This window comes from Vallitalea sediminicola, assembly GCF_054408565.1.
In genome coordinates, this window is sequence record NZ_BTPT01000088.1 from 1 (window position 1) to 21,003 (window position 21,003).

Annotated in this window: 23 protein-coding genes; 22 read left to right on the forward strand and 1 reads right to left on the reverse strand. The window is 28.7% G+C overall.

Features of this window, described 5'->3' with window-relative positions; genetic code table 11:
- Positions 1-80 precede the first annotated feature (80 nt).
- Complete coding sequence (locus ACX6CF_RS24855) at positions 81-269, forward strand: hypothetical protein (protein ID WP_458788077.1); 189 nt, start codon at positions 81-83, stop codon at positions 267-269.
- Between the two features lie 171 nt (positions 270-440).
- Positions 441-1,085, forward strand: coding sequence for a fructose-6-phosphate aldolase (fsa, locus tag ACX6CF_RS24860; protein WP_458788078.1), 645 nt, complete (start codon positions 441-443; stop codon positions 1,083-1,085).
- A gap of 49 nt (positions 1,086-1,134) precedes the next feature.
- Here the strand turns inward: fsa and ACX6CF_RS24865 are convergent, their stop codons facing one another.
- A complete protein-coding gene (locus tag ACX6CF_RS24865; RefSeq protein WP_458788079.1) occupies positions 1,135-2,049 on the reverse strand; it encodes an AraC family transcriptional regulator in 915 nt (304 codons plus the stop codon).
- 176 nt (positions 2,050-2,225) lie between these two features.
- On the opposite strand from ACX6CF_RS24865, the gene ACX6CF_RS24870 reads away from it, so the two are divergent.
- The 20 genes from ACX6CF_RS24870 (at position 2,226) to kduD (ending at position 20,842) form a co-directional block, all read left to right on the forward strand.
- Positions 2,226-5,186, forward strand: coding sequence for a DUF5107 domain-containing protein (locus tag ACX6CF_RS24870; protein WP_458788080.1), 2,961 nt, complete (start codon positions 2,226-2,228; stop codon positions 5,184-5,186).
- Positions 5,187-5,218: 32 nt separating this feature from the next.
- The gene (locus ACX6CF_RS24875) at positions 5,219-7,108 is read left to right on the forward strand and encodes a DUF5696 domain-containing protein (protein ID WP_458788081.1); all 1,890 of its coding nucleotides are present in this window, start codon (positions 5,219-5,221) and stop codon (positions 7,106-7,108) included.
- A 197-nt stretch (positions 7,109-7,305) separates the two neighbouring features.
- Positions 7,306-8,175 (forward strand): hypothetical protein, encoded by an 870-nt coding sequence (locus ACX6CF_RS24880; RefSeq protein WP_458788082.1) that lies wholly within the window; start codon positions 7,306-7,308, stop codon positions 8,173-8,175.
- A 19-nt stretch (positions 8,176-8,194) separates the two neighbouring features.
- Entirely contained in the window at positions 8,195-8,716 is a 522-nt protein-coding gene (locus ACX6CF_RS24885; RefSeq protein ID WP_458788083.1) for a GNAT family N-acetyltransferase, read from the forward strand.
- Between the two features lie 44 nt (positions 8,717-8,760).
- Entirely contained in the window at positions 8,761-8,910 is a 150-nt protein-coding gene (locus ACX6CF_RS24890) for a hypothetical protein (protein ID WP_458788084.1), read from the forward strand.
- Position 8,911: 1 nt separating this feature from the next.
- Positions 8,912-9,931 carry a hypothetical protein gene (locus ACX6CF_RS24895; RefSeq protein WP_458788085.1) on the forward strand — a complete coding sequence of 340 codons (1,020 nt, stop codon included), beginning with the start codon at positions 8,912-8,914 and terminating at the stop codon, positions 9,929-9,931.
- A 267-nt stretch (positions 9,932-10,198) separates the two neighbouring features.
- Positions 10,199-10,972: an NADase-type glycan-binding domain-containing protein gene (locus ACX6CF_RS24900; RefSeq protein ID WP_458788086.1), complete on the forward strand. Its 774-nt coding sequence runs from the start codon at positions 10,199-10,201 to the stop codon at positions 10,970-10,972.
- Between the two features lie 66 nt (positions 10,973-11,038).
- Positions 11,039-11,893 (forward strand): MBL fold metallo-hydrolase, encoded by an 855-nt coding sequence (locus ACX6CF_RS24905; RefSeq protein ID WP_458788087.1) that lies wholly within the window; start codon positions 11,039-11,041, stop codon positions 11,891-11,893.
- A gap of 57 nt (positions 11,894-11,950) precedes the next feature.
- Complete coding sequence (locus ACX6CF_RS24910; protein WP_458788088.1) at positions 11,951-12,574, forward strand: hypothetical protein; 624 nt, start codon at positions 11,951-11,953, stop codon at positions 12,572-12,574.
- Between the two features lie 98 nt (positions 12,575-12,672).
- A complete protein-coding gene (locus ACX6CF_RS24915) occupies positions 12,673-13,287 on the forward strand; it encodes a hypothetical protein (RefSeq protein ID WP_458788089.1) in 615 nt (204 codons plus the stop codon).
- A 70-nt stretch (positions 13,288-13,357) separates the two neighbouring features.
- Positions 13,358-14,068: a flavodoxin family protein gene (locus ACX6CF_RS24920; protein ID WP_458788090.1), complete on the forward strand. Its 711-nt coding sequence runs from the start codon at positions 13,358-13,360 to the stop codon at positions 14,066-14,068.
- A 61-nt stretch (positions 14,069-14,129) separates the two neighbouring features.
- Positions 14,130-14,684, forward strand: a complete 555-nt coding sequence (locus ACX6CF_RS24925; RefSeq protein WP_458788091.1) for a hypothetical protein — start codon at positions 14,130-14,132, stop codon at positions 14,682-14,684.
- A 25-nt stretch (positions 14,685-14,709) separates the two neighbouring features.
- Entirely contained in the window at positions 14,710-15,186 is a 477-nt protein-coding gene (locus ACX6CF_RS24930) for a hypothetical protein (protein ID WP_458788092.1), read from the forward strand.
- A gap of 75 nt (positions 15,187-15,261) precedes the next feature.
- On the forward strand, positions 15,262-15,954 hold the full coding sequence (locus ACX6CF_RS24935; RefSeq protein ID WP_458788093.1) for a hypothetical protein: 693 nt from the start codon (positions 15,262-15,264) through the stop codon (positions 15,952-15,954).
- A gap of 94 nt (positions 15,955-16,048) precedes the next feature.
- Entirely contained in the window at positions 16,049-16,243 is a 195-nt protein-coding gene (locus ACX6CF_RS24940; protein WP_458788094.1) for a DUF4177 domain-containing protein, read from the forward strand.
- 24 nt (positions 16,244-16,267) lie between these two features.
- Entirely contained in the window at positions 16,268-17,305 is a 1,038-nt protein-coding gene (locus tag ACX6CF_RS24945; protein ID WP_458788095.1) for a serine hydrolase domain-containing protein, read from the forward strand.
- A gap of 25 nt (positions 17,306-17,330) precedes the next feature.
- Entirely contained in the window at positions 17,331-18,104 is a 774-nt protein-coding gene (locus tag ACX6CF_RS24950; protein ID WP_458788096.1) for a hypothetical protein, read from the forward strand.
- Positions 18,105-18,204: 100 nt separating this feature from the next.
- On the forward strand, positions 18,205-18,972 hold the full coding sequence (locus ACX6CF_RS24955; RefSeq protein ID WP_458788097.1) for an IclR family transcriptional regulator: 768 nt from the start codon (positions 18,205-18,207) through the stop codon (positions 18,970-18,972).
- 219 nt (positions 18,973-19,191) lie between these two features.
- The gene (gene kduI / locus ACX6CF_RS24960) at positions 19,192-20,034 is read left to right on the forward strand and encodes a 5-dehydro-4-deoxy-D-glucuronate isomerase (protein ID WP_458788098.1); all 843 of its coding nucleotides are present in this window, start codon (positions 19,192-19,194) and stop codon (positions 20,032-20,034) included.
- 49 nt (positions 20,035-20,083) lie between these two features.
- Entirely contained in the window at positions 20,084-20,842 is a 759-nt protein-coding gene (gene kduD / locus ACX6CF_RS24965; protein ID WP_458788099.1) for a 2-dehydro-3-deoxy-D-gluconate 5-dehydrogenase KduD, read from the forward strand.
- Positions 20,843-21,003: the final 161 nt, after the last annotated feature.

A 21,003-nucleotide genomic window follows, 5' to 3' on the forward strand; every position in this document is an offset into this window, starting at 1 on the left:
ACTTAATTTTTCAATTCAAGTAGAATATTACTATAAAAATAGGTTAAAATAAATATGATTAAATTTCTAGGAGGTATATTATGGAGTTATCACCAAAAGATTGTTTGAAAAAAGCTATATTGGATACACAAGAAAAAGTACGTGATTATGAATGTCATGCAAAAAATATAGAAGACGAGGAAATCAGCAGCTCTTTTAAGAAATTTGCAGAAGAAGAAGGACATCAAGCTGCAGAGTTGCAAGATTTACTTAATAAATGCGATAATTAAAAGTATAAAAATATCTTTACCAATTAGGATGAAGCCTTACATCTGTGAGTGCTTTTTCTTTGATTAAGTTTTCAGGAAATATCAAATAGTAAAAATATATATGAAAAGACTTTATAAAACCCAGTTATTCTGATAATATTAATATGTAAAATAAAAGAAGGGAGATAGGAAATGAAAATATTTATAGATACAGCTAATGTTAATGAAATTAAAGAAGCAGAAGAAATGGGTGTAATTTGTGGGGTTACAACTAATCCTTCTTTAATAGCAAAAGAGGGTAGAGATTTTAAAGAAGTTGTTACTGAGATTACAGGTATTATTGATGGACCAATAAGTGCAGAAGTAATAAGTCTTGAATCTAAAGGTATGATAGAGGAAGCTCGTGAGCTTGCTACCATACATAAAAATATTGTAATCAAGATTCCTATGACTGTTGAAGGATTGAAAGCAGTAAAAATTCTTACTGCTGAAGGAATAAAAACAAATGTTACATTAATATTTTCAGCTACACAAGCTTTACTTGCAGCAAGAGCTGGAGCAACTTATGTTAGTCCATTTATAGGAAGGTTAGATGATATTGATACAGTTGGTATGGATTTAGTTGAGGATATATCAGAAATATTTTATATGCATGATATAGAAACTGAAATTATCGCTGCGAGTATTAGAAGTCCTCTACATGCTTCGCAAGCAGCTTTGGCTGGAGCAGATATATCTACAATACCTTACAAAGTAATAGTTCAAATGACTAAACACCCACTTACAGATATAGGAATCGAGAGATTTCTTAATGATTGGAAAAATGTACCTAAATAAACATCACTGATTTAATAGGGTTGACTCATGAGTCAACCCTATAATTATATTAAAATGTATTGTCAGATTTTAGACTCTTTTTTATTTCACGTGGACTTCTATCAGTATATTTTTTCATGACTTTGCTAAAATAAAAAGGATCGCTGAAACCACATAATTCGGATATGTTTGATAAGGTTAGAGAGCTGGTTTTAATTAATTCAAAAGCTTTTTTAAGTCTAAGCTTATTAACAAAATCTGAAAAAGGCTCACCAGTTTCTTTAATAAATATTTTACCAAGATACTCAGCATTATAGCCTAAGATTCCAGACATACTTTTTAGTGTCAATTTGTTTCGTATATTCTTGTTTACATATTTTTGCATATAGTCAGAAATACTAGAACCACTTGTGTTCTTATGGTAGATATGTTCTTTAAAACACTCTTTTAGATAGATGTTAAAAAATTGAAGCATAAGATGTCTACATTCTAGTTGCCAAAACATTTCCTGTTTCTTAAAAGTATCATTAAGCTTAATGAAGATATCTTTGATGATGCTACTATCTTTTAAATGAGTGAATTCAGGAAATCTGAAGCCGTTTTCAAAGACAGGGTCTTTTCTGATAAGTGAATCCCATTGCAAAGAACTTCTATATAGAGATTCATTGAATTCTAAGTTTTTGTAATCTATATAATTTCCATCAAAAAAATGTTTGAAATCAAAGTGTACCCAATATATTGCTCCAGAATATTTATTAGGTATTTTGAATTCATGAGGTAGATTAGGTTTGATTAATATTAAATCATCTTCATTAATTGTATAAACTCTATCTTCTATAGTTAAGGAAGTAGAACCTTCAAAACCTAATATAAATTCATGATCATATATTCTTCGTATAGAAGTTCTGGTTTTATTAAATACTTCTATTCCTACATTTCTTACATATGGACATATTTCTTCAAAATACATTTTTTCTAATAACATTATTCAGACTCCTTCTAGATTGAAATGTCATATAAATAAGTCTATAGGTTTATTATAAATGATATAGTTAAAAAATGATATCGGTATTTTACATAAAATAATCTGATTTTTTCATGTGAAATTATTATTGTAAGGATTAATATTAAAACAAGAAAAAATATTTAAGGAGGATTTTTATGTATAATACAACTGTTTGTGAGATTAAAAGAAACATGCCTACATATAAATTAACACCTGACGAAAAAAATCCCATGTTTGATATGCATGGAAGATGTCTTAATCCATATCCATATACACTTCAAAATGGTTGTACCAATGAAGTTGAAGATAAAGAATATACGATTGTTGTATTGGAAAACAAATATTTGTTAGTGGAAGTATTGCCTCAGTTAGGAGGAAGAGTACAACGTATATTTGATAAACGAAATAATAAAGATATTTTTTATTACAATAAAGTAATAAAACCACAGCTAGTCGGTACAAGAGGTGCATGGTTTGCTGGAGGAATAGAATTCAATTTTCCTATTAGTCATTCTCCAACATCCTATGATTCAGTACATTATACGCTAAATCAAACTAATGATAGTGCATCAGTTACATTTGGAAATATAGAACAAATATCATCCATGAATTGGCAAGTAACATTAACATTATATAATGATTCATCTTACTTGGAGCAGAGAGTACATCTAAATAATCCTACCCCTGTAGAAAATAGATATTATTTTTGGACAAATGCGGCAATACAAGATACAGAAGATTTAAGACTTGTATATCCTTTTGACTGGTGTGTCAATCATATATGTCCTTACTATCTAAAATGGCCTTATTATGAAAATATTGATTATAGAGAAGCAGATGATATACCATCTGTATATGAAACTTTTGGGAAATTGCTCACAGACAATTTCTTTGGAATATATTATAAACAACAAGATTTTGGTATTGTTCATTATGCTGATAGAAAACAAGTAAAGGGAGCTAAGTTTTTTGCTTGGGGAAAAGATAATTTAGGAAAAGCATGGAATCATGCTCTTACTGAAAATAACGAAGAATATCTAGAGATACAAAGTGGTCTTTATGAAACACAATCAGTGTTTAATTTCATGAAACCACATGAAAGTATAGAATGGTCTGAGATATGGTATCCTGTAAATTCTCTAGGAAACATAACATATGGGGATAAATATGTTGCTATGAATCATTCTATAGAGAACAATAACTTGAATTTAAGATTCTCAGCTGTCAAGAATTTCGGACAGTGCAATCTTACTGTAAAGATAAATGATTATATCATAGATAAGTCTATTAATCTTAATGCTGATGAGATAACAGAATTAAAGATAGATATTCCAGATAAAACATTCAGCGTTAGCACTTTAGAAATTAAAATAACAGAAGACGAAGAAATAATTTTACATTACGGTGAGAGAGATGAATTTTTAGAAACATATCCAGCTATTAATCTATTCACTGATGTTAGAATGAATCGCAGTGTCGAAAAAATAGAGAGTTTATTAAAAAAAGTAAGCAATAAAGAAGAACTTACTAAAGATGAAATAGGGAAATTATATAATACAGCTTATTATAAGGAGTCTCGAGGAGAAGATGATGATGCATTAATATTATATAATACTAATTTAAAGTATAATCAAAGTTGCTTATTAACCAAAAAAAGATTAGGGATAATGTATTTCAAACAAGAGAAATATACTCAGGCTAGATTGTATTTTCAACAAATATTAGACTATAATCCAGTAGATGATGAAGTACGTTTTATGATTGCTATACTGCTAGATAGACAAGGAGATATTAGATTGTCTCGTAAGTTATTATTTGATATCTCAAGCCTTTCACTTAAAAAAGCATCTATAATTGAGATTGCAAAGATTAATATAAAATTGGGTTATTATAGAGAAACAATCATAATGCTAGAACAATATAAAAATATAAATGATTCATATATTCTGTTTTTGCTCTGCGTTGCATATCGCTACAATGGTCAATCGAAAAAAGCTAAGGAAATACTCTGTTCAGAAAATATTGTATCACCTTACTTATTAGTAGAAAAGGACAGACAAGGATATGATGAAGATGGTTCTAGCATTAACTCTATACTTGATGTAAATGGATTACTATTATCATTAGTACGAGAATATACAGCACTTAATTGTCATACGGATACAATTGAATTGTTACAATATATCAATGAACCCAATATCCTTCATAACACATATATAAAATATTCTTGCGACCAAATATCTAAAGCAGAAAAAATTGACTTGAACTTAATAAAAAATTCGCAAATAGATTATTGCTTTTTCAAAGATAATGTTACTGCTAAAGTACTGAGAGAATATGAAGATATTGATGATTCTGGTAAGATAGCATATTTATTAGGCAATTATTATTATGGAATCGGAGATTATAAAAATGCTGAAAATTTATTTTTACTGGCTTATGGAAAAGGTTTGCGATATACAGTTCTGTTAAGGAATTTAGGATATTTCTATTATAAAAGAGAAAATGATATTGATAGGGCTTGTTATTATCTAGAACAGGATATAGAGCTTCAATCAATTAAGAATGAGGATAGTTTAATATTACTTAATGAAATGTACCAATTACAAGATAATAAACAAAAACAACGTGAACTAATTTCTGTTTGGCAACAGGTAGATAATAAAAATCGTATTATATATGCTATGGTCAGTAGTTTAATAAATATTGGTGAAAATGAAAAAGCTCTTGAAGTTATAGCAAAAGATGAGTTATACAATTGGGAAGGAAAAGAAAATAGTGGACATCTTTATCAAATTATATATAAGGAGCTAATAAAAGAGGCTATCAATAATAATGATTTATCTTGTTTAGAAGAATATATAGATAAAATGGTTAACTATCCTTCAAATATACATTATGGAGATAGTATGAGAAAACCAGTGTCAGAAACTCATTATATACGTGGTAAAGTCTATAACTTATTAGGGCAAGTAGATAAAGCTAAAGAAGAATTTGATATGGGATATAAGGAGATGTTACGAACTGAACGTAATATTACAGATGAGAGTAGAGGATATAGTATCAAATGCTTAAAAGCTTTTAAAAATATAGAAAGAAACTATCGGAATGTTTAACTACAACTATTAAAGATATGGAGGAAAAATAAGTGGTAGAACAGCAAATAATTATAAATAACTCAGAAAACCTAATATTATCATATAATAAAAATGATTTCAGTTTCAGTGTTAGAACTCCTAATAAGACATGGTATCAAAAAAAAGATTTCAAGCCTTACATTGATGTTGTTCATAAGGAGAAAATACATAAGTTATATTTTGAAAATGCCAAGACAATGACTAATGAGTCTTTTGATACAGGTATAGGAAGAGGAATTAAATGTATATTATCAAATTTTGAGATAGAAAAACAAGAAATAGATCTTTCTTTTGAGATATCCATTTGGATCGATAATATTTATGAGGATGTTCATTTCGAATTAATACCAATTAGAGAGGTCCAAGGTATCATTAAAAAAATTGTCTGGCCTGGACCATTTGATTTCATGAAGAAGGAAAAGAACAATTATACAGTAGTACCAATGATGCTAGGTTGTATTATTCCCAATAACTGGCCAAAAGAAGTACACGCAATGGATAATGGAAGATATTATACAAGAGGTGCCTATATGCCATGGTGGGGGCAGATTGAAGAGGAAAATGGATATATAGCTATAGCAGAAACACCTTGGGATGGAGGCTATGAATTAGTACATCCAGCTGGGGGTGATACTAATATAGCTTCTGTTTGGTATCCTTCACTTGGAGAAATTGGTTATAATAGAAAGATAAAATACTCATTTATGGATGAATGTGATTATAATCGACTATGTAAAGTATATAAAAAATATGTCAAACAGCAAAAAGGTATAGTCACTTTAGAAGAAAAGGCAATCCAAAATCCTAATATCAACCAACTTATAGGTTCGCCTGTTATTCATTCGTATATTTATAATCACACTGAGCCAACAAGTGATATTTATGATAGAGAGCATCCAGAAAAAAATGATTCATTGGTATCTTTTTCTGACAGAATTAAACAACTACAAGAGCTTAAAAATAAGGGAGTAGAAAAAGCCTATCTTCATCTTGATGGATGGGGCAAGAGAGGTTATGATAATCTTCATCCAGATGTTTTTCCTCCTTGTGAGCAAGCCGGTGGTTGGGAAGGAATGAAGAGCATATCTGATACATGTAAGAAATTGAATTACATTTTTGCGATACATGACCAATATAGAGATTACTATCTTGATGCCGAAACTTATGATAAAGGACATGCCATCCATAATAGTGATGATGATATAACAGTAGAGTCTGAATGGGCTGGGGGAAAACAGACTTTCTTATGCACTCAGTTAGCACCCTATTATGTTAGGAGAAATTTCGAGATTCAGAAAAAAAATGGTGTTGAATTGAATGGAGCCTATCTAGATGTTTTTTCTGTGGTTACACTAGATGAATGTTACCATCAAGAGCATAGAATGAGTAGAAAACAGTGCATGGAAAAAAGGAGAGAATGTTTTAATTATGTAAGCTCAGAAAAGATTTTAATCAGTTCAGAAGAATGCGTTGATTGGGCTTTACCTAATTTAGATTTGGTTCATCATTCTCCCATGGCACTGGTTGTACCATTAGATGGTTGGAATTATACTGGTGATGCAATTGGGATTCCAGTACCACTATACACGTTGGTTTATCATGAGTGTTTAGTAGTTCCATGGGCACTTAAAAAAGGTGGATGGGGGCTACCAACATCTCAAGATGGATTTTTATATGCATTACTCAATGGAGGAACGGGTTATCTAGATATAGAAGCAGATAGAGCCGAGATTGAAAAGAATAAGATTGTTTGTAAATTACATGAGAAAATAGCGAAAAAAGAAATGGTTAGTCATGAATTTGTTGACGAGTCATTGACAAAGCAAAGAACAGTATTCTCTGATGGGACAGTAGTAGAAGTAAATTTTGAAAAAGATGAATATATAATAGTAGAAGAGTAATATTTATTAAGTATAGAGTAAGTATAGATATATAGTATAGAAAATCCCTAAAGTTATTGGCTTAAGGGATTTTTTAATGAATACAAATATTATTTTTGTAAAAATTTAATGTTAATTGACAAAATTTCAGCTGATATATATAATTTATTTAAATGGATAGCATTTATTATATATCAAAATTTATGAGGTGAGAAATTATGAATAAAAAAATTAAAGTATCTCTAATAACAGGTGTTACTGCTTTATTATTATGTAGTTGTTCTAGCGATGAAGATTTAATTAAACAAACTGAAAAGATTAATAATCAATTGATTGAGGTCAAAAGTGAAAATACAGAATTGAAAGATAAGATTGATGAACTAAATGAAATCATTGAGAAGAATGATATTGCACAAAATGATATAGAAGAAAAAGAAGAACAAAAAATACAAGAAGAACAAGAAATACAAAAAATACAAGAAGATAAAGAAAATGAAGAATACCAGCATAATCATTATCAACAATACCAACTATACCAAGAAGATCTAAGTTATTTAGATACTATTGTTGAAGGTAAGGAAACATTCACTACATATAGTAATATAAAAAGTAATTTTGGAGAACCAAAAGAAATAAAAAATATTATAGATGAATCAGGAGCATATTTACACGGTTACTTTGCTCTAGTTTTATATGATGATATTGAATTTGTTATTACATGTTGTGGTGATGATGAAGATCCATTTTATATTTCAGATAATGATAGAGTTACTAGAGTAGATATAACTGGTAATGAATATGTTTTGAACAAGAGTTATTTTTTGTCACTGGAAGTTAAAGTAGGTGATTCAGCAGATAAGATTGCAAAACATTATAACACTGAAATCATAGATGTTAATGATAAAAAAGCGTATAGCATGAATAGAGTGATAGAAGTTTTAAGGGATGATGAAGATAGTTTTAAACAAGAAAAGGGTTTGTATTTTTCAGGAACAATGGATACAGGTCTTTGTTTAGGGATGACCATGTTGATAGATGATAATGGACTAATAACAAGAATAATAATGGGATGGCCAACAGCAGGATAGAATAATTGGAGGTAAGGTTATGCAAAATATTAAACTAGTTGAACCAAGTATAGTATATAGAGAGTCATTTATTGAATTTATTGAAGATGTTAAAGAAACAGGTTACGAATCATATGAGCTTTATACTAAGGCTGAAAAAGATTTTAACGAGTTCATCAAAGACCTTCTTGATTCTAGCAAAGGGATTAATATTCCAGAAGGATGGGTACCATGTAGCAGCTTTTGGCTTGTAGATAATGTAGGAGAGGTAATTGGAGTAATAAGAATTAGGCATAGTGTTGACAGCGAATTCTTGCAAATGATAGGTCATATCGGTTACGAAATAAAATCTACACATAGAAAAAAAGGTTATGGTAGCAAATTAGTTGAACTAGGTTTACTTGAAGCAAGAAAGCTTGGATTAGAAGAAGTAATAATAACATGTGATGAAAATAACATAGGTTCCAAAAGAATTATTGAAAAGTTTAAAGGTAAGTATATAAAGTCTTTTTTTGATGATGAATCAGAAAGTAATGTTTTACAGTATAGGGTAGGAGTATAATATTCTAAAGTAATAATTAAACTAATTATGAAAAAGGAGAAAGTATGTACAAAAAATTATATATAGTAAAATCCTCAGCTAACCAAGGAGAAGATGATACTATTGAATTGCACGATGAACTAGAATATCTATACCATAACGGAGAACCAATATCATTTATAAAAACAATTAATCCGTTAACAGGGGGAGAATAATTTGCAAATGGAATTATCTAGCAAACAAAAGGAGTTTATAGATAAATACATAAGAAAATCAGCTAAAGACATATGGGAAGAAAAGCTGATAAATCTAAAAGGCATAGTACTTAATGGGGAAGAAGATAATCAACAGATAGAAGATAAAATTAACGAATGGATTTTAGTTGACATTAAAGTGGCAGAAGAAAACACTAGACCATATAAATGTGTATGTGGACGTTCGTTAAGATATCAATATGTAATTAAACACAAAATACTAGATATAACTTATAATCTAGGTTGTGAATGTGTTAAAAAGTATACGGGTATAGATAGTAAATTAGTGAACAGAGTACTATTGAAAAAAGAAGAACTAAATAGTATGGTTGATGAAATAACTAATAAATTGAATGAATGTGAATTAGAAAAACAATTATATTTATTGGATTATAATGAAATACCAGATATTATTAGACAACAACTGTTGATTGGTCTACCATTAACCGATAAACAATTAGAACAAGTTTTTAAAGTAGTAGGTAAAGCTAATAATAAAAAGAATTATCATAAAGAAGTACATAATGTAATGCAAAAATTAACCAAAGAACAACTAAACTTTTTGAATAAATTGGATTATGAAGATAAACAACCACTAATTATATCATTAATGGATGGTAAAAAAATATATAATATGGATGAACTTAAGGGAGTAGAATTATCTAACATAGCATTAAGAAAAGTTGAGTTAAACTTACCCTTTACAGATAAAGAAGTCAGAGATATCAAAGCAGGGAAGAAAACAGAGGATATCAAATATATTGAGATTGCCAGTAAAAAACTTAATAAATCCCAATATGAATTTTGGTGTAGCAGAATGTCTCTTAACCAGAGAAAAGAAACTGCCAAATACATTGTAGAAGAAACAAATATATGTGATAGAACACTTTTAAGAGGAAAGTACTTAGATAAAAACATAAAAAAGCAAATACAATTAGGAATTCCATTGACAGTAAAACAAATGAAAAGTCTAGACATATAGAATTATAAATAAAATACGAATAATATGAGGGAGAATATTATGGAATTATTAGAGGTTATGAGAAAAAGAAGGTGGTAAGAAAGTTTCGAGATATTGAAATAAGCGATAGTATTATTATGACATTTTGGAAAGTGCAAGACTAGCACCTGAAACAGATACTTGTAATTATTATATTGGAGTAATCACAGATGACAAACTAAAGAATAAAATTGCAAATGCAACGATAATCGTAAAGCCTGTAAAATGATTACATGAAGGGAGATACAAGTGAAATACAGATTAATAATAATCATCGTAGTATTAAGTATTACTGGTTGTAATGCTCCAATGAAAGAAAACAATGAAAGTGAAGTTGAAATTAGTAAATTAAAAGACCAAATTGTAAAAATGGAATCAGAGATTAAAACTTTGGAGGATGAAAATTTACTACTAAAGAAAGAAATTACTTCTTATGAAGAAATTAAAAATTCACAAATACATGAGGAGAATGGGGTGATTTTCTTATATTCAGAACATATCGGGTCTGCTTTCAGTATAGGAGAACTTCAATATCAATTGAATGGTAACTATATTCGGTATAATTATAAGATTACAGCATCATCAGAACTTAAAAGTGATAAAGGTGATATATATTCGATTAATAATATTGATGACTATGACTCGTCTACAACATGGGTAGAAGGGGCAGAAGGTTATGGTATAGGCGAAAGTATAAATTATACTTTTGAAATACTTGACTATGATTGGAGTATAGGTTTTATAGAAATATACAATGGATACCGAAAATCGCCTTCTTTATATAGAGAAAATGGTAAAGTACGTAAGTTAGAACTCTATAAAAATGATAATCTTTATGCAATTTTAAATATTGATGATAGTATGGATTTACAGATATTTTATCCTAATATAAAAGTTGAGACCAATGAAGAATTAAAATTAACATTTAGAATTTCAGAGATATATGAGGGTGTTACAGATGATTTTCAAGAGGGATATGAAGATACATGCATAACAGATATAATTATGGGGAGTGGAATTTAGCTTATTTTATGGAAGTTAATAAAAATATTAGTATAAAAAATTTTCATTGGAAAGGAAGCCATAAATATGATTAAGAAATTAACAGATAGAGTTTATTATATGCCACATAACGAGGATACAGATAGACCTTCTCTAGGGGTTATCTGTGGTAATAAGTATAGCTTGGTAGTTGACTCAGGTAATTCTCCAAAACATGCAGAAGAATTTTTAGAGGAGCTAGATGCATTAAATATTCCACCATTAAAATATTTAGCAATTACACATTATCATTGGGATCATATATTTGGAATAAAAGAGATGAGGTTAGTGACTATAGCTAATCATAATACAATAGAGAAATTAGAAGAAATAAAGAAATACAAGTGGGACGATGTATCTTTAGTAGAACATGTTAATGAAGGTAGATTTTCTGATTTTACAATTGAGTGCATTAAAAAAGAAATTACGGATAGAGATAATTTTGAAATAGGTGAGTTAGATATTACATATGAGAATAGTATTAAAATAGATCTAGGAGGATTAACATGTATAATCAAATCAATCGGGGGTGACCACACTAACGATGCATCTATGATATATATTCCTGAAGAAAAAGTTTTGTTTTTGGGAGATTGTATTTATGGTGGCATGTACAAAGGTGTATATGGTTATACAAGGGAAAAACTATTTCCAATGATAGATGAAATTCTAGAGTGTGATGCAGACCATTATATTGTATCTCATGAGAATATATTTGATAAAGATGGGATAATAGATTTATTGAATCAATTAAATACAGCTGGAGAATTAGTAGGGGAAGATTTATCTAACGAAGAAGCAATAAAAAGATTTTTAGATAAATATAATAGAGTACCTTCTGAAGATGAAAGCTTTTATATGAAATGTTTTGCAGATGTAAATAGAGTTATGTTGAACCAATAGTTAAAATTAAAAATAAACATAATGATTTGAATGAAAGAACAAAATGGGAGAATAAAAATGATTAGAAATTCACCAATATGGGTTAATGAATTATTAGTTGATAGTCTAAGAATAGTAATAGGATTGTTAATTGTGATAAATATCATTTCTATTATTATTCTTATAAGGTATATTATTAAGGTTATTTATTATAAGCATAAAAAACAAGAAAAACATAATGAATATTATAGCAGGAAAAAGATATTTATATATTTTGGTATAATTATAATAACATCTATAATTATAAGTGTTTTCTACTTGCCAAGACAAGTATTATCTAATGATGATTATAGTATTTACAGTATGAATATACATAAATTTTATCCTATAGAACAAAATAAACTTAACATTAAAGACCTAAGTAAATTAAAAGAATTAGAGAAAATATTAAAAAGTTATAAATGCAAAAGAAGTTTGTTTGGTACAAGTTGTGTACAAATTATTGAATCTTCAAAACCTATATGTTTTAGTTTAATATTATATAATCAAAATAAAAATGAATCTTTATTATTAAATTTTATAATAGAAAAGGATAGGCAAAGAGTATATACGTCAGCTAATATTGATTTTGTATATGATATTGTTGATAAAGATGGTATGTTAGCTGATAAAATTCACCGTTTTTTTGAAGAAAATTATTAAGTTAATATAGAATATCTAATGTTTAATTATTAAGTAAATTACATATAAATATACATAAGATGTTAGCTGATAGATTACTATTTTTAGGAGATGGATGTATGTTTGAATTTTTATCTAAGAAATATGTTAAGAAACATAAGAAACAGGATATTATACCATTGAAAACCCAGTTAGAGAAATTAGAAGAAGTTGGTATCAGTATTAATCCAGATATTGACAGAAATCAAATCTTTAACGTGTTTGATAAGGAAGAATATGAAGAAGATCCATACGGTTCTTTGTTAATAGCATTAGGTTGTGAAGTTGAAACTTCTCAAGATTGTGGTAAACCCATATCAAAAAATATATGGTATTTAGATACAGAGTGTATTGAAGATACAGGAGATTATGTAAGTGTTATGGAAAAAATAGTTTGTTTAGCACATGATAGTCTACAATTATCTAATATACATGACTATATAGATATGGATGAAAACAAAGCATGGATAGCTTTTGATTTAGGAGAAGAAACATATAAATGGAACTTAGAATTTAATGATGATTGGCTAGATGTCAAAATATTTTCTATGATTAACAAACTTTTGTTAAACACAAATAGTACAAGTCAACTCGTTATATCAGTGTTGGACCAATCAATACTAATAGCTTTTTTAGAAAATGATAAAATGGATAATCTTAATAAAATATCCAAATTTAAATTTGAAATAGTATAACGTAATAAAACTAGTTCAATTTACTTTGCCAACGAAAAATGGTAGTATTAACTAAATGAGGTGGCTAAAAATGAACGTAACTGTAGTTTACGGGACTGAACGGAAAGGTTGTACATTTAATATTGCGCAAGAAGTAATAAATCAAATTGATGATGCAAAGGTAACTGAGATTTCTCTACCCAATGATTTACCAGAGTATTGTATATCTTGTTTTAGATGTTTTAGTGAAGAACAAGGTACATGTACACACAGTAAGTATACAGATCCAATACGGAAAAAATTATTATCAGCAGATTTAATTATTTTAACTTCACCGGTTTATTCATATCATGTGACGGGTCAGATGAAAGTTTTTTTAGATCATTTTGCTAATATGTGGATTGTACACCGTCCTGAGAAAGATATGTTTCGTAAACAAGGTTTAGTTATAGCAACTGCAAGTGGACCTGTTTTTAACCACAGTCTAAAAGAAATGAAAGATAGTTTGGATTTTTGGGGAGTTGCTAGAACCTACAAAATAGGATTAGCTGTTTATGAAACAAGATGGAAATGCGTATCAGTAAAAATAAAAAATAAGATAAATAAAAAAGCTAAAAAAGTAGCAAAAAAAATTCAAAGGAATAATGGCAAAGTTAAACCTTGTTTTAGAGTTCGGAAATGGTTTTTTGTGAGTCGCATGATGCAAAAGTACATAGGTACCAATCCACCAGATGTTGAATACTTTAGAGAACAAGGATGGTTAGGCAGGAAAAGACCATGGAATAAACGAGAATGCAGTTAATTTTAAAAATATGAAACAGTAATATATATTTTAAAACTTAACCTGTAATAGGAGGATTTATATGAAAAATATTAAGCAGATGATAATAATATTATTGGTATTAACGATGGTTATGATAACTGGCTGTACTAGTAATCTAAAAGAGAATGAGGAAAAGAATTTTGTGATTGAAGATTATAATATTAGCTTTTCTTTCCCAGAAAAGTGGGATAAGGTTACTGATACGCAATTTGATTTGCAATGTACAAATGGAAGCTCATATGCCAGCATATTTGTTTTTGATAAAATTGATTTAGCGGAAGGACAAACACCTCTTGATGTTTATTATGCTCAAAATGATGATATTATGAGTAAAAGAGAAAATGTGAAAATAGTATCCGAAGAAAAAGTTATTGATGTAGAGAATAAACAAATCCGTTCTATTATGTATTCTGGTGAAAATGAAGGCTTGAAAAATTACTACTATTCTAATTTAATAGAATTTGAAGAAAATGATGATATTTTTGCTTGGGTATTATTTACAGCTATGCCATCTTATGTGGAATCAAATATTGAAATGTATGATTCAATAACGACTTCGGCTAATATAGTTGAAGAGGAAAACAATACTCAATAGGTATAATAGAAAGGGGTTTACAACTATGAATAATGCGTTAAATGATTTTCTTAATGATTTGGGTGATGAAGATAAGAAAATTTATTCGGAAATAGCAGACTTCGCATACGAACTGGGGTACAAAGCTAAGAGAGCAAGAACTATCGATATTAATTATGTATTTACTAATAATAAAACCAAAATACATCTCTTGAAATTCTCATATGTAGATGGTAAACCTAAATTAAAAATGAAATATTACGCGACTAAAAATTACTCCGAGTTTTTTCATGAGGGTGTGAAGAATGCCATTGAAGAATTTAATTTTAAGTATACAGGTTGTTATAAATGTGGGAAATGTAAAGATAAACCATTAGGATATGTATATGAATATCCTGATGGCAAGAAATATTTTAGATGTGGTACAGAGTTGATATGCTTACCCCCTCTTACAAAAAAAGTAATTCCTGAAATTCTTAAACTACTTAAAACACAACATGAATATCATTTATTGAATAAATAGAATGCAGGAATCGGGAAAAATAATAATTTCAAACATATACTATCTAAGTTGTAGTTAATAAAAGAGGTATTATTAATGGATAATAAAATAAATAATCATGGAGACAAACACAAATGTTCTAAATGTGGTGAGTGGATTGATAATAAAAGTCGTAACTGTAAATATTGTGGTGCATTTATTAGTAAGACATCAAGAGATTATAAATACGAATTTAAATCAACCGACAAATTTAAGCCTGAAACAGTTATAAAAGATAAAAAAATCTGTAGATATTGTGGTGAACCAAATAATATTAATGCCGTTGTTTGTTATAATTGTAATCAGCAATTAAATGATGCAGAAGTTATTGACAAAAGTAAAGATTATGGAAATAAATATATAACTGAATTAAATATAAGGGATGACAAGATTAAGAAGATAAGAATACTATATTTCTTTCTAATGTTTGTATTAGTTACAATAGTAATGGTATTGACTATGATTCGTATTTCTCATATAAATAGTAACTTATTAAGCAACGAGGTGTGGAGTGCTAAAATAAGTTTATCGAAGTATATAATTAGGTATATATTTGGGTATATTATTTTATTTATAACTATTATTGATAATTTTTTTCCAGAAGCATTGTTTTTTCTTCATGCTACAAATTTGCTGATGGTGAAAGATGCTGAACCTTCTGAGTACTATTTTATTATAACTAGAATAAGTTCTTATCTATTTAGTTTTGGCATGTTAATATATTTTGTTTGTATTTATTGGATTCTATAATTAAATAAGTTATTAAAAACAGAATGTTATAAGCCATAATATCTATAGATACAATAATAGTAAGAAATGAATATATAAAGAAAAGGGGATTAAGATGTATGAATATAAGTTTATAAAAGTAGAGATATCAAAGTGGAACAATAATCCCAAGGAAGATTACAGAGAAATAATCAGAAGAGAAGCAAAAGATGGATGGGAACTGGTACAGATATTTGCCCCATCAATATCCGCTGCAGGATTTAGTAAGTACTTTGAAATAATTCTCAAGAAAAATACAATCAAAATATAAATCAATAGATAGGGAGTGGTTATTGTGGAAGATTCAACAATATTTAACAGTCTTAATGAATTAATAAAAAAGAATGATTTTTCAGGAGTTATATCAATTAAAAAACAAGGGGAAATCATCTATGAAAAAGCAAGTGGATACGCAGATCGCAGTAATAGAGTAGAAAACAACATAGAAACAAAGTTTGGTATTGCATCAGGTACAAAATTTTTTACAGCATTATCTATAGGAAAATTAATTGAAGATGAGAAAATCTCACTTGAAACAAAAGTTTTTGATATAATCAAATATAAGTTTGACCTATATTCAAAAGATATTACTATTAGACAATTATTAACTCATACATCAGGTATCCCAGACTATTTTGATGAAGATAAAGTAGATGATTTTGATAATTTTTTTGTGGATATACCTTGGTATGAATTAAAAGAACCAAAAGATTATTTCCCAGTTTTCCCTCAAGAAGAAATGAATTTTTCACCAGGAAAATCATTTGCGTATTGTAATGGTGGTTTTGTATTGCTAGCGGCTATTATAGCTGAAATCTCTAAAATGCCATATAAAGATTATGTGGAACAAAATATCTTTGAAGCAATTGGTATGAATAATTCAGGATTCTACCCATTGAATAGATTGCCAGAAAATGCAGCTCTGGGTTATGTCAAAGATGACATTGGCTGGAGAACAAATATATATAATCTACCAATAGTTGGTGGAGGGGATGGAGGTGCATTTACTACACTAAGTGATTTGTATATTTTATGGGATGCTTTATTAAGCAATAAAATATTATCGGAAAATATGGTTGACTTATATATTAAACCTCATGTTAAGGCTGAGTCAGAAGGTGAAAATACATATTATGGTCATGGAATCTGGGTATATGAAGAAAAAGGAAAGCCAGTAGAAGAATATATTGTCGGATGTGATGCTGGAATATCTTTCAAATCAGCAATCGTTAGAGAAAAAGATATAACTTATACAGTAATTTCCAATACAGGGGATGGTGCATGGTCAATAATTAAAGAAATAGTACACATGATTTATAATGGCAAAATTTAATAAAATAATTGTATAGGAGTTTTTTATGTATAGCATAGAATTTTACATATTTTTACTAATCGTATTACCAATCATTAGTGTTTTTGCTATTCGTCGACAAGATGAAGCGTTGAAAGAAGTTAATAAGAAGAGAAGATTTGGAGTATATTTAACTGCAATTCTTTTTAGTTGCCTTATGTTTTTAATTGTAGCCTTAATTTGTAATATTGAGACTATAAGTATAATCATTTCGATAGATATCAAGATAGTAGTTATGATGATTTTGGTTTTATCAGTTGGACTTTTTATGATATTTAATAAAACTGTATTTATACCAATTAACTATCATAGATATGAAAAAGATAAAGCTCATCGTAAACATAATTTTAAAAGTTGGAGTTATTATGTTCTAAGATATCCAGCGAGCAGTATAAGGAATACTTTAAGATTACCCCCTGTAAGTAAATACTCTAAACCAAATCCTAAGTTATTTAAAGAGTATTATACTAATAGCTTAGAAACACCACCTTCGCATATTCAATTTTTACTAATTATAATTGTTTATTTACTTACAGGTTTAGGGTTTTTTATATCAGATATTATTATAGGTGAATGGACTTCGATTTATATTAATTTAAGTGTATTACCATTTGTTTTTATAATTATATTTATGAATGAATTAATTTTTCTGGTATTAAAACTTATTGAATATATACTGAATGTCAAAATGAATGAAGTTGTCAAGTTTTTGCTTTTTAATGTTATATTTGTTTTAGTAGTTGATGTTTTTGTTGTAATTATTAAAATGAATGTTAAGTAATATTAATCATAATCTATACCTACAACTATTTACACTAATATTTAAATTTGCTATAATACAAGGAAACATAACTATAAGAGAGTTAATGTAGGAGGATATTATGCAAAAAAGTACATTGCAAACAGTGGATAGAGCACTAACTGTATTGGAAATATTATCTCAAGAGGTAAATGGTTTAACAGCAAAAGAAATAGAAAATAAGATCGAACTTAATAAAAGTACTATTCATAGATTACTTATGACTTTATTAAACAAAGGTTTTGTTGAAAAAAATGAACAAACGAATAGATATATAATAGGACTCAAAATGGTAGAGCTCAGTAGTATAAGATTAAATAATATTGAACTCAAAACAGAAGCTCTTCCATATCTTAGGGAGATGTCTTATAAACTAAATCAACCAGTTCAACTAGCTACATATTCTAATGGAGATGCTGTCTTTATTGAAAAAATTGAACCTATTCACTCTATAAGAATGTATTCTCAAATAGGTAAAAGAATACCTATCTATTGTTCATCAGTGGGGAAAGCATTGCTTTTACAATGGAGTAATGATAGAATACTAAAATTATTAGAAGGACAAGAATTTACTAGTTTTACTCCTACTACATTATTAGATCCTGAAAAAGTCATTAAAGAGATAGAGCAAGCTAGAATAGAAGGTTTTGCTATAGATAATCAAGAGCATGAAGTGGGGATTTACTGTATCGCATCTCCAATATATGATTATAGAGGGAAAATAATTGCAGCTGTAAGTACTGCAGGAACTAACAAAGAGTTTCTAGAAAATAAAGACGCTGACATAATTCGCGAAGTTAAAAACACCGCTGAAAAAATATCTAAACGTATGGGTTATATAGCTAAATAAAATGCTATAAATGAATGAGAAATTGGTTAATGATCTTAATAATCGCAAGTTAAGAAGCAGATGCTTCTTTTAATATTATTCATTTTTAGTTTCATATAGTGAAACTGAGTATTATTAAATGAAAATAATATTGACATTACCCTTAACCAATGATAAAATATATATAAATGAGAGTAAGTTTCAAATAGTGAAACTGATATAGAAAGGATGAACAATATCATGGAAATAAGACAACCATCAAATTCAAGAGATGCTAAGCATTATACTACGGATAGACTTAGAGAAGAATTTTTAATCGAAGATTTATTCGTTGCAGGAAAAATCAAACGTGTTTATAGTCACATTGATAGAATAATTACAATGGGTATATGCCCAGGAGACAAAGCTATCACTTTAGATGAAAATCTAGATGTATGGAAAAACTTAGGAACTAATTCTTTCTTAGAAAGAAGAGAATTAGGTGTAATCAACATTGGTGGAAAAGGTCAAATCAAGGTTGACGGAGAAGTATATAAAATAAATGAGAGAGATGGACTTTATGTAGGTATGGGAGCCAAAGAAGTTTTATTTACAAGCGATGATCCTAAAAATCCAGCTAAATTCTATAGCTTAAGTGCACCAGCTCACAAAACTTATAAAAATGTACATATTGACATTAAGAATGCAAAACAAGTTAACTTAGGTTTAGATGAAAATTGTAATAAGAGAACTATATATCAATATATTCATCCAGAAGTGATGGAAAGTTGTCAGTTGTCAATGGGTCTTACTAAGATGGCTCCAGGTAACGTATGGAATACAATGCCAGCGCATACGCATGAAAGAAGAATGGAAGTATACGTATATTTTGATATTCCAGAAGATTCAGCAGTATTCCATTACATGGGCGAACCAACTGAAACTAGACATATTGTTATGAAGAATGAACAAGCGGTTATTTCACCAAGCTGGTCAATCCATTCAGGTTGTGGAACAAGTGCCTATACATTCATTTGGGGTATGGTTGGCGAAAATAAAGCTTTTGATGATATGGATCACTTGAAAATTACTGACTTAAAATAATTTTTAAAATAGATATTCCTAGAAAACATAATATTAGGAGGTAAATGTAATGACAAATAAATTTACACTAGAAGGCAAGGTAGCTATTGTCACAGGTTGTAGTACTGGTCTTGGTCAAGGAATGACATTAGGACTTGCAGAAGCAGGAGCAGATATTGTAGGAGTTGATTACGTTGATGCACCTGAAACACAACAAAAAGTAGAAGCATTAGGTAGAAAATACTTGGGAATAAAAGCTAATTTACTTACAACAGATCCTATTCAAGGTATTGTGGATAAAACTGTAGAAAAATTAGGCAGAGTAGATATTCTTGTAAATAATGCAGGTATCATTCGTAGAGAAGACTCTATCAACTTTACAGAAAAAGATTGGGATGACGTTATGAACATTAACGTGAAAACAGTATTTTTCTTCAGTCAAGCAGTAGCGAAACAATTTATGAAACAAAAATCAGGCGGAAAGATTATTAATATTGCATCAATGCTTTCATTCCAAGGAGGTATTAGAGTTCCTTCTTATACAGCAAGTAAAAGCGGTGTAATGGGTATTACTAGATTATTAGCTAATGAATGGGCAAAAGAAAATATTAATGTTAATGCAATAGCACCAGGATATATGGATACTAATAATACTGCTGCTCTAAAAGCAGATCCAGACAGAAGTAAGGAAATACTTGATAGAATACCTGCAAATAGATGGGGATTACCAGCAGATTTAGCTGGTCCTGTAGTATTCTTAGCTTCAGAAGCCGGAAGTTATGTTAATGGTTATACATTAGCTGTTGATGGTGGATGGTTAGCTAGATAAGACAGATACGACAGATATGACAGATACGATGTATACACAATCATTATATAAATTTATAATTACTAATACTTGCTTAAAAGCTTATTCTGTAAAAGGATAAGCTTTTTTATTTTGCTAAGAAACTATATTTATCTTTTATAATTAAAATGCATATTACACAT